The organism is Helicobacter zhangjianzhongii, assembly GCF_030249855.1.
GTDB lineage: Bacteria > Campylobacterota > Campylobacteria > Campylobacterales > Helicobacteraceae > Helicobacter_B > Helicobacter_B zhangjianzhongii.
Window position 1 is genome coordinate 28,409 of the sequence record NZ_JANURN010000003.1, and the last position, 14,844, is coordinate 43,252.

Annotated in this window: 13 protein-coding genes; 10 read left to right on the forward strand and 3 right to left on the reverse strand. The window is 46.0% G+C overall.

Annotated elements, in window-relative coordinates; all coding sequences use genetic code 11:
- The first annotated feature begins 13 nt into the window (after positions 1-13).
- Positions 14-469 carry a hypothetical protein gene (locus NYG90_RS03475; RefSeq protein WP_285256926.1) on the forward strand — a complete coding sequence of 152 codons (456 nt, stop codon included), beginning with the start codon at positions 14-16 and terminating at the stop codon, positions 467-469.
- Positions 470-724: 255 nt separating this feature from the next.
- On the opposite strand, the gene NYG90_RS03480 is transcribed toward NYG90_RS03475, so the two are convergent.
- The 3 genes from NYG90_RS03480 to NYG90_RS03490 all read right to left on the reverse strand — a co-directional run bounded on the left by NYG90_RS03480 (position 725) and on the right by NYG90_RS03490 (position 3,545).
- Positions 725-1,510, reverse strand: a complete 786-nt coding sequence (locus tag NYG90_RS03480; RefSeq protein WP_285264708.1) for a MetQ/NlpA family ABC transporter substrate-binding protein — start codon at positions 1,508-1,510, stop codon at positions 725-727.
- A gap of 38 nt (positions 1,511-1,548) precedes the next feature.
- A complete protein-coding gene (locus tag NYG90_RS03485; protein ID WP_285257085.1) occupies positions 1,549-2,217 on the reverse strand; it encodes a methionine ABC transporter permease in 669 nt (222 codons plus the stop codon).
- 308 nt (positions 2,218-2,525) lie between these two features.
- Positions 2,526-3,545 (reverse strand): methionine ABC transporter ATP-binding protein, encoded by a 1,020-nt coding sequence (locus NYG90_RS03490; protein WP_181814260.1) that lies wholly within the window; start codon positions 3,543-3,545, stop codon positions 2,526-2,528.
- 308 nt (positions 3,546-3,853) lie between these two features.
- Between NYG90_RS03490 and NYG90_RS03495 the strand changes: the two genes are divergently transcribed.
- The 9 genes from NYG90_RS03495 (at position 3,854) to gatB (ending at position 14,686) form a co-directional block, all read left to right on the forward strand.
- Positions 3,854-4,597 (forward strand): (Fe-S)-binding protein, encoded by a 744-nt coding sequence (locus tag NYG90_RS03495; protein WP_115012074.1) that lies wholly within the window; start codon positions 3,854-3,856, stop codon positions 4,595-4,597.
- 13 nt (positions 4,598-4,610) lie between these two features.
- Positions 4,611-6,056, forward strand: coding sequence for a LutB/LldF family L-lactate oxidation iron-sulfur protein (locus NYG90_RS03500; protein ID WP_285256927.1), 1,446 nt, complete (start codon positions 4,611-4,613; stop codon positions 6,054-6,056).
- Entirely contained in the window at positions 6,049-6,762 is a 714-nt protein-coding gene (locus NYG90_RS03505; protein ID WP_285256928.1) for a LutC/YkgG family protein, read from the forward strand. The genes NYG90_RS03500 and NYG90_RS03505 overlap by 8 nt, the downstream gene beginning before the upstream one ends.
- Before the next feature lie 38 nt (positions 6,763-6,800).
- Positions 6,801-7,958 (forward strand): metallophosphoesterase, encoded by a 1,158-nt coding sequence (locus NYG90_RS03510; protein WP_285256929.1) that lies wholly within the window; start codon positions 6,801-6,803, stop codon positions 7,956-7,958.
- Positions 7,959-8,105: 147 nt separating this feature from the next.
- Entirely contained in the window at positions 8,106-10,523 is a 2,418-nt protein-coding gene (gene bamA, locus NYG90_RS03515) for an outer membrane protein assembly factor BamA (RefSeq protein ID WP_285257086.1), read from the forward strand.
- Positions 10,524-10,538: 15 nt separating this feature from the next.
- A complete protein-coding gene (locus NYG90_RS03520) occupies positions 10,539-11,600 on the forward strand; it encodes a dehypoxanthine futalosine cyclase (RefSeq protein WP_285256930.1) in 1,062 nt (353 codons plus the stop codon).
- A 62-nt stretch (positions 11,601-11,662) separates the two neighbouring features.
- Entirely contained in the window at positions 11,663-12,934 is a 1,272-nt protein-coding gene (locus tag NYG90_RS03525) for a M16 family metallopeptidase (protein WP_285264709.1), read from the forward strand.
- Complete coding sequence (locus NYG90_RS03530) at positions 12,924-13,262, forward strand: hypothetical protein (protein WP_285256932.1); 339 nt, start codon at positions 12,924-12,926, stop codon at positions 13,260-13,262. The genes NYG90_RS03525 and NYG90_RS03530 overlap by 11 nt, the downstream gene beginning before the upstream one ends.
- Entirely contained in the window at positions 13,259-14,686 is a 1,428-nt protein-coding gene (gene gatB / locus NYG90_RS03535) for an Asp-tRNA(Asn)/Glu-tRNA(Gln) amidotransferase subunit GatB (RefSeq protein ID WP_285264710.1), read from the forward strand. The genes NYG90_RS03530 and gatB overlap by 4 nt, the downstream gene beginning before the upstream one ends.
- Positions 14,687-14,844 lie beyond the last annotated feature (158 nt).

The following is a 14,844-nucleotide window of genomic DNA, read 5'->3' on the forward strand; positions in this document are numbered from 1 at the left end:
ACAAGGAGTAGCAATGATCATCATAGGCTTGCATAATGCCATCTACCCCACGCGCTTTGTCCATATCAGCGACCTAGACTCTCTGCGTGCCTTTCATAGTGAATGCTCCACTGCTCAAAACGCGCCAAGTCCCCTAGAATCCACTTTCGCCACACCATCCCCCCCCATTGCTCAAAAGCTTGTCGCGTGGTTTGACCTCCACGATGATAGGGACTTTGCCCTTTGCTTATATGCTAGGGATAATGCCCTAGAGTTTGCCTTGCGCACGCATAGTGTGGCAGAGTTTCTTAGCGGTGCGCACTTCTTGCCCAAATATCTCCTAGTGGATTCTACACCTAAGCTCTATCAAACCCTAGCTGATGACTATCTCCTAGATCCTAAAGTCCTATACATCATCACTGAAGCTAGCCAGATAGAAGAGTGCGCTTTGCAGGGCGTTGATGGCGTGGTGTTTGCGGATTTGCTTTAGCTGGGATTGGGTTTTTTTAAGCGGATTCTAGCCACACTGAAGCTGCCAAATTCTGCGCTAGCTACAATCATCTAAGTAGCGCAACAAGCACACAACCTTAAAAAGCAAGATTTAGAGCAAAGGTGGGAAATGGAGAGAGAGAAAGAGAGAAGCGAGCCTGCTAAGCTCTCTATCTCTCTTAAAAAGCGTATCCCAAGGGCAAGCCTAGAATCTAGTTTGAAAAATAGATTCTAGAGCAAGATCGATGGGCGTGGATTAAAATGCTGGGACAATCTCACCTTTGTAGGTTTTTTCTATGAAGTCTTTCATTTTGTCGCTTTGCATTGCCTTTTTTAGCTCTAAGATTGCTTTGTTGTTTTCATCGCCAGTGCGCACGACAAGGATATTGGCATAGGGCGAGCGAGAATCTTCTAAAATCAACGCATCTTTGGCACTAAGATTTGCTTGCAAGGCGTAGTTGCCATTAACAATAGCTAGGTCTGCATCTTGCAAGGTCTTTGGCAGCAAGGCTGCTTCAAGGGCTTTGATTTTAAGCTTTTTGGGATTGTCAATAATGTCTGTTTCTTTCGCGCTTAGATTGCTAGGGTCTTTTAGCTTGATGAGTCCGTTGTTATGGAGCAAAATCAGTGCGCGTCCGCCATTTGTGGGGTCATTGGGGATAAGGATAGTCGCGCCATTTTTGAGCTCTTTTATGTCTTTTATACGCTTAGAATATCCACCGATAGGCTCGATGTGGATTTGCGCTATGCTCACTAGATCAAGCTTCCTATCCGCGCTAATCTTGTCTAAAAATGGCTTATGCTGCATAAAGTTAGCATCAATGCTTTTTTCATTAAGGGCGATGTTGGGCAGAATATAATCGGTAAATTCCACCACTTCAAGCTCGATCCCAGCCTTTTGCAAATCTGGGGCGATAAAGCGCAGCATCTCTGCTTGAGGCACAGGGGTCGCGCCGACTTTGAGCTTTTCTGCATACGCTAAGGCACTAAGAGATAAGGCTATGCTTGTAGCTACTAGCATTTTTGATAGGGTGATTTTCATCACAAACTCCTTGAAATATGTAAGATTGAGCGAGTATTCTAGCGCATTTTTCGCGCTTTTGCGACCAGAGTATCGCCTAGCCCTTGCACAAATTGCACAAGCACAATAATCACAAGAGAGGTAACAAGCAAAATATCTCCTTGATAGGCTTGGAAGCCAAGCCGTATCGCCACATCGCCAAGCCCTCCAGCCCCCACAGCCCCGCCCATAGCAGAATACCCTATAAGCCCGATGATCGTGATGGTCGTGGCATTGATAAGCCCGGGCTTTGCCTCTGCTACCATCATTGTCATCGTGCGCCATTTGCTAGCCCCCATACTGAGTGTCGCTTCTATCAAGCCTTTATCGATTTCTTCAAATGCACCTTCAAAAAGCCTAGCGATAAAGGGGATAGCCGCGATACTTAGCGGGATCACCGCAGCAGTCGCGCCAATGCTCGTGCCTACAAGGGCGCGTGAGAGTGGTAATAGCAAGATGATAAGAATGATGAAAGGAAAGGAGCGCACGATATTGACAATAGAGCCTAAAATCGCATTAAGCGTGGGGTGAGGGCAGATCCTGCCTTGTCTTGTAACGCTAAGGGCTATGCCAAGAGGCAGTCCAAAAAGCGTGGCAACAATCGTAGAGAGAGCGACCATATAGAGTGTGTCGTAAGTGGCTTGCGAGATTTGGTCGTAATTATAAGCGATACGATCGCTTAAAGCCATAGCCGTGCTAGAGTCTAGCTCAACCACTGCCCCATATATAGCCATAATGCCTGCTTGCAAGCCTTGCCTACACAGCTCATCAAAGGCTTTAGCACTAGATTCTAGGGCACTCCAGATTCTATCTACCATAGCACTAGAATCCACTTTTAGCCACTGCGCGATTTCTACGCACATCGTGGCAAGATCGCGCAAAAGCGGTGCGACACAGAGCAATGCCAGCAACACAAACGCAAGCACTATGCCAAAACGCGCTAAAAAAGCTTGTATTGTTCTCATCTCTCCCCTTTGTATTCTTGTCTTATCCTACACTACGACCAATCATCAAAATGCTCTACAAGCAGCTGCTTGCCTTTGAGATAGGCGATAGCTTGCTGATTTTTAGCTTCATCTGCGCCAAATTCGACAAACAAATGCCCCACTTTCATCGTGCTAAGAGGCTCGATATTTCCGGCTAGGATATTGACTTCTACGCCAAATCGCTTGATGACATCACTGATTAAAGGCTCGTTGATATGCTCCCCTACAAAGGAGATTTTATAGGCATTTTTACTCTGGGCTAGGACTTCTTGCTCGCTTACTGCTGGGAGATAGGATAAAAGCTCTTTAGTGATAGTGTGCTTTGGTGTGCTAAAGATTGTCTCCACACTCCCCATTTCTACAATCTCCCCACCGCTCATCACGCACATTTTATTGCAGATCTCACGCACGACCTCGATTTGATGTGTGATAAGCACGATAGTTAGCCCAAGCTGGGCTTGTATGGATCTAAGCAGCTCTAGGATAGATTTTGTGCTTTTGGTATCAAGTGCGCTTGTGGCTTCATCACAGAGCAAAATATCTGGGTGATTGCTTAGAGCGCGCGCGATCGCTACGCGCTGCTTCTGTCCGCCGCTTAGCTGGCTGGGGTAGAAATGCGCTTTTTCACGCAAGCCCACAATGGATAAAAGCTCATATACGCGCGTTTTTATCTGCTCTTTTTTCCAGCCGGCGATCTCAAGGGCAAAGGAGACATTGCCAAAAACATCGCGTGAAGAGAGAAGATTGAAGTGCTGGAAGATCATTCCAATTTTTTGTCGGCGTTTTTGCAAGGTGGATTCTGCTAGCTCTAAGATATTTTCGCCATTGATACGCACTTCTCCGCTTGTGGGCTCTTCTAGGCGATTGATTAGACGGATAAGCGTGGATTTACCAGCACCAGAGTAGCCGATGATCCCCATAATATCACCGCGATTGACTGATAAAGATAGCGGATAAATCGCTTGGAATCCATTGGGGTAAGTTTTGGTGATATTGCAAAGCTCTATCACAGGCTGTGTGCTACTATGCATACTAGAATCCTTGACATACTAAAATCCTTAAGAGATGCAACTTACGACTGCGACATAATTTATAATTTATGTAGTATAGAAGCGCGGATTGTAGCATAAGTATCTTGCAAACACAATGCGCTAGGCTGTATCCTACAAGATATGCAAATAGCTTTAAGCTTGCGTGCTGTGGGTGTTAAGATTTTTCCTAACACATAAGCAAATATGCGAAGTTTTCCCTACAAACTGCAAGAAATGCGTTAATATATATCCGCAACAACAAAGGACAAACTCTAAAGACTGCAAACTCTAAAGTTAAAGGAAGAATTATGCAAAGCACACCATCAAAGGTTTATTTTTTCTCTACCTGTATTGGTGCAGCAGCGTGCGCAGATACTTGTATCAACGCCATTAAGCTTCTGCAAAAAGAGGGGCTAGAAGTCATCGTCAAAAAGGATCAAACCTGCTGCGGACAGCCTAGCTACAACTCTGGCTACTATGATGAGACAAGGCAGGTGGCACTACACAATATGCGGCTTTTTAGTCAAGACTATCCTATCGTGCTAATCAGTGGCTCTTGCACGGGAATGTTTCGCATTGATTATGAAGAGCTTTTTAAAGACACAGAGCATTATGAAGAAGCCAAAGCATTTAGCGCGCGCGTATATGAGCTTAGTGAATATCTTAGCGAAGTGCTGCAAGTGCGCTATGAAGACAAAGGCTCGCCTGTGCGTATCACTTGGCATAGCAACTGCCACGCCTTGCGCGCAGCCAAATGTATCCCGGCGGCAAAATCCCTGCTAAAAAGCCTAAAAAATGTCGAGCTAGTGGAGCTAGAGAGAGAAGAAGAATGCTGTGGCTTTGGCGGGACATTTAGTGTAAAAGAGCCGGAAGTCTCTGCAGCTATGGTAAGCCAAAAGATCGCTGATATACAAGCGCGCCAAGTGGATTATCTCATCGCCGGCGATGCTGGCTGTGCGCTTAATATCACAGGGGCTATGCAAAAGCAAGGCGTCAATATTGACTATATGCATTTGTATGATTTTTTAGCACGCCGTATCGGCATAGCGTGAAAAAGGGGAGAAAATGAGCCACAACAACACCATTAAGGCACAATTCCACACCGCCATCAATGAAGGACTAGAGAATAAGCAGCTACGCACAAACCTACTCTCTGCTATGGACACCTTGCGAGCTAATCGCAAAAAGCTGCTTACCACACGCTTTATCCATTGGGAAAGTTTAAGAGAAAAAGGCAAGGAGCTAAAGCAAAACGCCCTATCCCGGCTAGATTCTGTGCTAGAAGAGTTTGAAAGCAATGCCACAAAAAATGGTATGAAAGTGCATTGGGCGCGAGATGGGCAAGAGGCAAATGAAATCATCTATAATCTTATGCAAGAAAAGGGTGTGAAAAAGATCCTTAAAGGCAAGTCTATGGCAAGTGAAGAAATCCACTTAAACCACTTCCTAGAATCTAAAGGCTTGCAAGCGATTGAGACGGATTTAGGCGAGGTGATTTTGCAGCTACTTGGTGAGAGCCCTGTGCATATCGTAGTCCCTGCTATCCACAAAAACCGCTATGAAATCGGCGAGCTTTTTCACAAAAAGCTAAACGCCCCGCTAGAGAGCGAGCCGGAAAAACTTAATGGCATTGCCAGAAGCTATATGCGCAATGAGTTTGAGACTTTTACAATGGGGCTTAGTGGGGTGAATTTTGCTATCGCAGAAGAAGGCGCGATCTGGCTTATAGAAAATGAAGGCAATGGTAGAATGAGCACCACCGCACCAGATATACATATCGCAATTTGCGGGATTGAAAAGGTGGTCAAAAGCTTTGAAGAAGCGGCGATCCTTGATACTATGCTAGCTCCTTCTGCGGTGGGAAGCGTGATCACTTGCTACAACAACATCATCACCTCTCCGCGCAAAAATGGCGAGAAAGATGGACCAAAAGAAGTGCATATTATCCTGCTTGATAACAATCGCTCTAATATGCTAAAAGACTCTCACTACTACCGCGCGATGAGCTGTATCCGCTGCGGCAGCTGCCTAAATCACTGCCCAGTGTATGATAAAATCGGCGGACACGCGTATCTAAGCACCTATCCCGGACCTATTGGCGAAGTCATCACACCTCAGCTCTTTGGGCTAAACACCTGCTCTCCTATGCTTGATCTCTGCTCACTTTGTGGGCGTTGCACAGAAGTGTGCCCTGTGAAAATCCCGTTAGCCGAGCTTATACGAGATTTGCGTAGCGAGCGCGTGGGACAAGGGCGTAAAAATATCATCGGCAATGATGGCAGCACGCAAAGCAGTGTAGAGCAGTCTCAAATGCGCACATTTGCTAGCCTTGCTACCAATCCTAGTAAATGGCGATTGGCTATGGCTATGGCGAAGTTTGCGCCACTGCTCGCGCCTTTTGCGAGATTTTTGCCTTTGCTAAAGCATTGGACCAAATACCGCAGCTTCCCCACAATCAACGCAGGCTTCCATAAAAAAGTCGCAAACTTGCAAGGAGTGATCTATGAGTAGTGCAAAAGAAGCGATTCTAGCGCGTGTGAGAGAATCTATCGCGCATAATCACACTATCCCAGCCTTTAGCGTGCGTTTTGGCAATGCGCTAAAGCTTGAAGAGCCAAGCACCCTAGAATCCAAAAAAGTGGATTCTAGTAGCAATCTTGTAGAAAATTTCATCACCAATCATACTAATAACAAAGCTATTGTCGTGCAAGCCACACAAGACACGCTTATAAGTGCAGTGCAAGACATCTTGCAGCAAGAAATAGCCCAAGGCGCGATCGCCCAAGGAGAAAAGCTTCTCTATAATCCAGACATCGCACTTGATGCACAGAGCTTGCAAAATATCACGCCTATCCCCTACACGCAAAGTGTCGATAGTATGCGTGCAGAGCTTTTTCATATCCCTGTTTCTATCGTGCAAGCGCGTTGCGGGGTGGCGGATCTTGGGATTTTGGGGCTAAGCTCTAATGAAAATGCCCCTAGACTCTCTTCACTTATTACAAATATTTGCATTTATCTTTTGCCAAAGGCTGCTATCGTGCGTAATATTTTCAATGGTATAGAAGCTATCAAAAAATATGAAAAAGATCGCAGTGGCTCTAGTGTCCTGCCAAGTAATATCATCTTTGTCGCAGGACCAAGCCGCACAGCAGATATTGAGCTGCAAACGGTTTTTGGCGTGCATGGACCTAGGAAAACTTATGCTGTGCTTTACTGATAGCAAGTAGAGTGCAGTTTATATTTTTAAGGATTATTATGGAAGATACCCCAGAATTTGCGCAGATGAATGGCTTTTTATTTCCATTTCTTGGCTCGCTGCTCTTTGTGGCGATCCATATTGTCATCTACTTTTTGCTCGTGCGCCATATCTCTAGCCGTAGCTATGTGCGCAGATTGTATAGCGCGATTTTGTGGATCAATCTTGGCTGGAGCATAGCATATATGTTTATGCGCTATACCGATACGCCTAAATGGCTTTTTATGCTCGCTTCTATATCGGTGGGCGTGGCGTTTTCATTTTTGATAGCAGCCCTTATCGCAGGGGCGATCAATGGCGCACTTATACTTATCCGCCATCATCACCTAGCCCCGAGAATCAAACGCTACATTCTAGCACTTTGCTGTGTGTATAGTCTCTATGCGGTGTATCACGGACTAGAAGATCCCAAAGTAGAAAAGCTCTCTATGGAGCTAGACAAGCTCTCTGCCCCGCTAAAGATCGTGCAGCTAAGTGATGTGCATATCGGCGGTCTTATGGACGAAGAGCGCGTGGCAAAAATCGTGTTTCTAGTCAATCAAACAGAGCCTGATCTCATCGCCATAACAGGCGATCTAGTCGATACAAGCCTAGCTAATGCAGAATCTAGTCTCGCGCTGCTAAAGGCACTTCGCGCGAAATACGGCGTGTATTATGTCTTGGGCAATCACGAGTATATCCACGATGTGCAAGATATGCTAGAGTATCTGCCATCTCTTGGTATCCGCGTCTTGCTCAATGAAAATCTCCCTATCGGCACACCACCACTCATCAATCTCGCTGGAAGCGCGGATCTTATGGGCGATCGATTGGGATTTTTGCGCCCAGATTTTGAAAAAACCTTCGCCAATCTCAACCCTGCTCTCCCCACAATCCTCCTAACCCACCAGCCAAAAGTCATCAATATCCTGCCAGAATCCCTGCTTGCTAAAGCCGATTTGCTACTTACAGGGCATACGCACGGCGGGCAGATTTTCCCCATCTCACTAGCAGTGCTTTTGCAGCAGCCCTATCTCAAAGGACTCCACCAAACAAAAACCGGCGGCTATGTCTATGTGAGCCAAGGGACAGGATTCTGGGGACCGCCTATGCGCACACTAAGTGATAGTGAGATCACACTCTTTGAGCTTTTGCCACCGCAAAATCCCAGCCAATAAGCCCCCATTTTGCTACATCTAGCTTGGGCTTTTAGCAAGGATTTTAAACACAATTACCTTTTTTATTTAGCTATAATACGCGTTTATTTATTTTCTTAAGGGTTTTTATTGAAACGACTATTAGCGAGCGTTTTTGTCTGCGCTTTTATCATTACAAGTGCATTTAGTGCCAAAATTACAGCTATACAATACCAAGGCTTGCAATCGCTCTCCACTATGCTTGCCACTGAAATCGCCAAAGTCAAAGTAGGCGATGAGCTAGAATCTAAAGCCATAGATTCTGCGGTGCTAGCATTCTACAATCAAGGGTATTTCAAAGATGTGTATGCGAGCTTTGATAAGGGTGTGCTGACCTTTCACTTTGTAGAAAAGCCGCGTGTGGCAAGCATTGAGATCAAGGGCTATGGTAGCGAGCAAGAGAAGCAAACACTCACCACGCAAATGGGGATCAAAAAGGGCGAGACTTTTGATGATCAAAAAATCGCGCGTGCCAAAGAAGTGCTAAAAAGCGTGCTGGAATACCAAGGCTACTATGGCTCAATCGTGCAAGAAGAGCTAAAAAAGGCAGATAACGCCGATGCGTATGCGATCATCTTTAATGTCAATCGTGGGGATAATATTCTCATTAGAAAAGCGCATTATGAAGGGCGCAAGAAGCTTAAGACCAACAAGCTAGAATCCTTAAGCGCAAACAAAGAGCGCGACTTTATGGGCTGGATGTGGGGGCTAAATGATGGCAAGCTACGACTCCAAGAGCTAGAATACGATAGCCTTAGAATCCAAGATATCTATATGCGCAATGGATTCTTAGATGCCAATGTCTCCGCACCATTTCTTACGACCAATTTCAATAATCTCTCCGCCCAGCTTTATTACAAAATCAATGAAGGCGTGCAATACCGCGTGAGTGATATAGAAATTAACCTTGATAATGATGTAGTCCCCATTGCCACCTTGCTAAAAGCCCTTAATGTTAAGAAAAAAGAGGTGTTTAATATCGAAGATTTACGCACAGATGCGCAAGTGCTAAAACGCCTTATCGCTGATAAAGGCTATGCTTTCGCCCAAGTGCGCCCAGATTTAGATAAAGATGAGCAAAATGCGCTAGTGAAGGTCATCTACCATATTGAGACAGGCTCTAAAGTGCGTATAGGCGATGTGCTAATCTCTGGCAACACACGCACAGGCGATAGAATCATACGGCGCGAGATTCTCCTAGCCCCCGGTGATGAATACAGCCTAAGCAAAATCACAGAATCCCAAAACGCTCTCCAGCGACTAGGCTTTTTTGATAGTGTCAAAATCGATGAAAAGCGCGTAAGTGAAGATTCTATGGATCTGCTCATAAGTGTGACAGAGGGGCGCACCGGGCAGCTGCAGTTTGGGCTAGGCTATGGGAGCTATGGCGGGCTTATGATCAATGGCTCTGTATCAGAGCGCAATCTCTTTGGCACAGGGCAGAGTGGGAGTATCTATGCCAATATCTCCACAGGGACAGGGCAGAGCTATAACTTCAACTACTATGGACAGACACGCAAGTATAATGGGCGACAATTCTCTGGGAATATCACGCTCTCAAATCCGCGTATTTTTGACTCGAAATTCTCCGCCTCTAGCAGTATCTATGGAAACTACTATATCAACTACATCTATATCGAGCAAAGCGGTGGATTTAGCCTAAATCTTGGGCGATTATTAACGCCAACTTTGCGCGTAAGCTTGGGCTATGATATTAACATCGTAAAGACCTATGATTTTACAAGCAATCTCTATGAGCAGTTTTACTCATCAAAAAATCAAATTTTCACTGATAAGGTTGCTCGCCCTGATTGCAAGCCTAGCGATAAAGATGATTGTATGACAGAAGTGCATAGGCACGGCTTGTGGAATGAAGACAACCACCTGCCCATCACTTCATCACTCACGCCTACGATCAATTTTGACAATACTGATGACTACTACTTCCCCAAAAATGGCGTGATCGCCTCTACTTACGCGCAGTTTGCTGGGCTTGGAGGCACGGTGCGCAATGTCAAAGTCTATGCCAAGCTTGGGCTCTACTATCACCTGCGCTCGCTTCTTGGGATTGATTTGATCGCGCGTTATAAAGCGCAAGGCGGCTATATCTTCCGCTTTGATAGAGAGGACTTCTTGCCCTTAAATAGCACCTTTTATCTCGGTGGTGTTACTACAATCCGTGGATTCCGCGCTGGCTCGATCACTCCGCGCAATATCGATGGGCTATGGGTAGGAGGCGATGGTATGTTTGCTAACTCGCTTGAGCTAAGTTATGGGATTTTAGAAGCAGCCAAAATGCGCTTGGCTCTCTTTGTGGATTATGGGCTTTTGAGCTTTAAGACAGCAAATGGCGTGGCGGATTTTAAGGGCTATGGGGTATTGGGGTCTGGAAGCTATGGGCTGGAGTGGCGTGCATCAGCTGGGCTAGCGATAGAGTGGATTTCTCCTATGGGTCCGCTTGTGATTGTCGTGCCAATCAAACGATTTAACCAAAAGGACGGAGACTATACCTCTAGCTTTGAGTTCTCTATGGGGACTAGATTCTAGCAGCAAGGAGTGATAATGGCACAATCTTTACAAAAGCGTTATAGCGATACAGAGATAAAAGAGCTTTTACAAAACGCATCGCTAAGAGAGCTGGGGGAAATGGCAAGTGCGAGAAAGCTTGCTTTGCACCCTGATAAACTCACGACCTTTATCGTTGATCGCAATATCAACTACACCAATATCTGCTGGGTGGATTGCAAATTTTGCGCATTTAAGCGCAGGCTTGGTGAAGAGGGGCAGTATGTTTTGAGCTTTGAAGAGATTGATACAAAGATAGAAGAGCTTCTAGCTATCGGTGGCACACAGATCCTCTTCCAAGGAGGCGTGCATCCAAAGCTTAAGATTGATTATTATGAAGAGCTTGTCTCACATATCGCGCAGAAATACCCCCAAATCACCATACACGGCTTTTCTGCCATTGAGATAAACTACATCGCCAAAGTCTCTAGGCTCTCTATCCCAGAGGTTTTAGCGCGCCTTAAAGCCGCTGGACTTAGCTCGATCCCGGGGGCTGGGGCGGAGATTTTAAGCGATAGGGTGCGTGATATTATCGCGCCTAAAAAGTTGGATTCTAGTGAGTGGATAGAGGTGCATAGACAAGCTCATAAGCTAGGCATTAAATCCACTGCTACGATGATGTTTGGCAGTGTGGATAATGATGATGACATCATCGAGCATTGGCGCAGGGTGCGAGAGCTGCAAGATGAGACAGGAGGGTTTCGCGCCTTTATCTTATGGAGCTTTCAGCCAGATAATACCCCCTTGCAACAAGAGCTTCCAGAGCTGAAAAAAGCAACCTCTAATCGCTACTTGCGCTTGCTTGCTTGCTCTAGACTCTACCTAGATAATATCGCTAATATCCAAAGCAGCTGGGTAACGCAAGGCAGCCATATCGGGCAGCTAGCTTTGCTCTTTGGGGCAAATGATCTAGGCAGCACAATGATGGAAGAAAATGTCGTAGCCGCCGCAGGTGCGCGCAATGCGATGAACCAAGAGGAGATGATAGCCCTTATCAAAGACATAGGCGAGCTACCGGCTAAACGCAACACAGCCTATGAGATTTTGGAGCGATTTTGATTAGTTTGGTGAGATTGGCTATTGGCATTATTGGTATTTCAAGCTTGCTATTAGGAGTTAGTATGAGTAAAGAAGCTACGCTTACGCACGCTAGCATACAAGGCGTGCAAATCCCTGTCATCTACGAGCATTCCGCGCTGATCCCAGCGGGCATTGTGCGCTTGGTGTTTCAAGGTGGTGGGAAGCTCCAAGATGGAGAGCTTATAGGCAGAGGCGCGGTGATAGAAGAGCTATTAGAAAAGGGGAGCAAAAAGCGCGGGAATCTAGGCTTTGCCAAAGCATTAGAGCAGCGAGCGATCACGCTTAGTGTATCAAGCGGTATGCAGACTTTAAGCTTTAGCCTAAACTTTTTGCAAGATGACAAAGAGCAGGCGATAAGCTTGCTTGGCGAGCTACTCCTAGACCCAAACCTAAGCGACACAGAGCTACAAAAGGTAAAAACAGCCATCACAGCCCAAATCCTAGCCAATCAAAACGACTACGATTACCTAGCCAAACGCTTGCTAAATCGCGTGCTTTTTGATGGCACGCCCCTAGCTCACCCAAAGCTAGGCACGCAAAAGTCCATCGCTAAAATCCGCTTGCAAGATGTGCAAAAAGCCCTAGAATCCACCTTGACACTACAAAGGCTTATCATTATCCTAGGAGGCGATATAGACAAAGAAGCCACTCTAGCCCTGCTTGAGCCAATTTTATCCAAGCTCCCGCAAGGCACGCCATATACAAAGCCTAGCTTTAGCGTGCGCAAAGAGCCCGCCACACAGACTCAATACGCCCCCACACAGCAAGCCTACATCTACTTTGGCGCACCGCTGCATTTAGAAGATTTAGAGCGCGAATCCCACCTAGCAAAAGTCGCTAGCTTTATCCTAGGCTCTGGGGGCTTTGGCTCTAGGATTTTAGAAGAAGTGCGTGTGAAAAGAGGGCTAGCATATAGTGCATATATCCACTACAATATCAACCCACGCCTCCCCTATATGAGCGGATATTTGCAGACAAAAGTGGATTCTAGCGATGAGGCATTAGAGGTGGTGAGAAAAACGATCGCAGAGTTTGTGGCAAAGGGCGTGAGCGCAGAAGAGCTGCAAGCGGCAAAGAGATTTATCCTAGGGAGTGAGCCACTGCGCAATGAGAGTCTATCGCAGCGGCTGGGGCGGGCGTTTGATGAATTTTATGCGGATAAGGGCATAGGCTTTAGCAAAAAAGAGCTAGAGAAAATCGCTAGCCTTGATCTCCCCACGCTTAATGCCTATATCGCCAAGCACACAGAGATACAGAATCTAAGCGTGGCGATAGTAACAGCAAAAGAGAAGAAGCAAAAAAGTGGATTCTAGGGAAAATGTGGATTGCCACGCGGTGCAAGCACCGCTCGCAATGACAGAAAAAAACGCCGCAAGTAAAAAAGTGGATTCTAGGTTTTTGACAACAACACCAAAATTTGAACGAGCCGCAGACTCACAAACGCTACAAGCGGAAGGATTTTGCGATGATTTTCTAAAGAAACCTGCTTCGGCTTTGCCTTGCACCGCTGCCGCTGGTTTTGGTGGCTTTCAAGGCGGGGGCGAAGGGATTTACCTAAGCGGTAATGAGCAAGCCCCCGCCGCAGAATCCGCCAAAAGCGCGCAAAAGCCAACGCCAAAACCAAAAAAGGAGAAACTATGAGTGCTTATGAAACCATCATTGGGCTTGAAGTCCATGTCCAGCTAAACACCGCCACAAAGATTTTCTGCTCCTGTGCCACAAGCTTTGGGCAAGAGCCTAATAAAAATGTCTGCCCTACTTGCTTGGGACTGCCCGGCGCATTGCCTGTGCTTAATCGTGAAGCGGTGAAAAAGGCGATTAGCTTTGGCACAGCAATCAATGCTACAATCAACCAAAACTCCATTTTTGCGCGTAAAAACTACTTCTACCCCGATTTACCCAAAGCCTATCAAATCAGCCAGTTTGAGATCCCAATTATAGGGCGTGGGGAGATTGAGATTGAAGTAAATGGAGAGCAAAAGACTATCGGCGTTACTCGCGCTCACCTAGAAGAAGATGCGGGCAAAAATATCCACGAGAGCGACTTTTCAAAAGTGGATTTAAACCGCGCTTGCACGCCGCTTTTAGAGATTGTCAGTGAGCCAGATATGCGAAGTAGCGATGAAGCAATAGCTTATCTTAAAAAGCTGCATTCTATCGTGCGATTTTTAGGCATTAGTGATGCCAATATGCAAGAAGGGAGCTTCCGCTGTGATGCCAATGTCTCTATCCGCGAAAAAGGGGATTCTAAGCTTTACACACGCGTAGAGATTAAGAATCTAAACTCCTTTAAATTTATCCAAAAGGCAATAGAATACGAAGTGGAGCGGCAAATTGAAGCGTGGGAAGATGGCAAATATGCAGAGCAAGTCGTGCAAGAAACGCGCCTTTTTGATACCGCAAAAGGCGTAACTCGCTCAATGCGTGGCAAGGAGGAAGCGGCGGATTATCGCTACTTCCCAGACCCAGATTTACTGCCTGTATTTATTGATGAAAAGCTAATGCAAGAGGGCAAAGAGATCCCCGAAATGCCAGATGAAAAAGCAGCACGATATGTCAAGAACTTTGGCATTAAGCCCTATGATGCAGGTGTGCTGACTTCTAGCCTTGAGCTTACACAATATTTTGAATCTATGCTTGATTCTGGTGCGAGTGCGAAAGGCTCTCTTACTTGGCTTACCACTGAGCTTCTAGGGCGATTAAAGGGCGAGAATACCCTGCAAACTTGCGGGATAGATTCTACAACACTTGCCACACTTGTTAAACGCATAGATGAGAGCAAAATCAGCGGCAAAAGTGGCAAAGAAATCCTAGATGTACTTGTGGAAAATCGCGGTGGCGATGTGGATTCTCTTATAGATTCTATGGGATTAGCACAGGTGAATGACGATGGCGCAATCCTAGCTGCCATAGATTCTGTGCTAAGTGCCAATCCTGATAAAGTCGCAGAATTTAAAAACGGCAAAGATAAGCTTTTTGGCTTTTTTGTAGGGCAGGTGATGAAAACAAGCAAGGGTGCAAACCCCGCCCGCGTCAATGAGCTATTAAAAGAAAAGCTACAATAACACCGCACATAAATCACAGGGGAGAATTATGCAAGATTATGCAAAGCTAACAACTAATAAAAATCAATTAGGGGGGGCAGCAGCAAAGTAGCAGCCCCAAGCTAGAATCCAGCCTAGAATCCACTTTTGATTCTGCCCTAGATCCACTTTCACCCCCT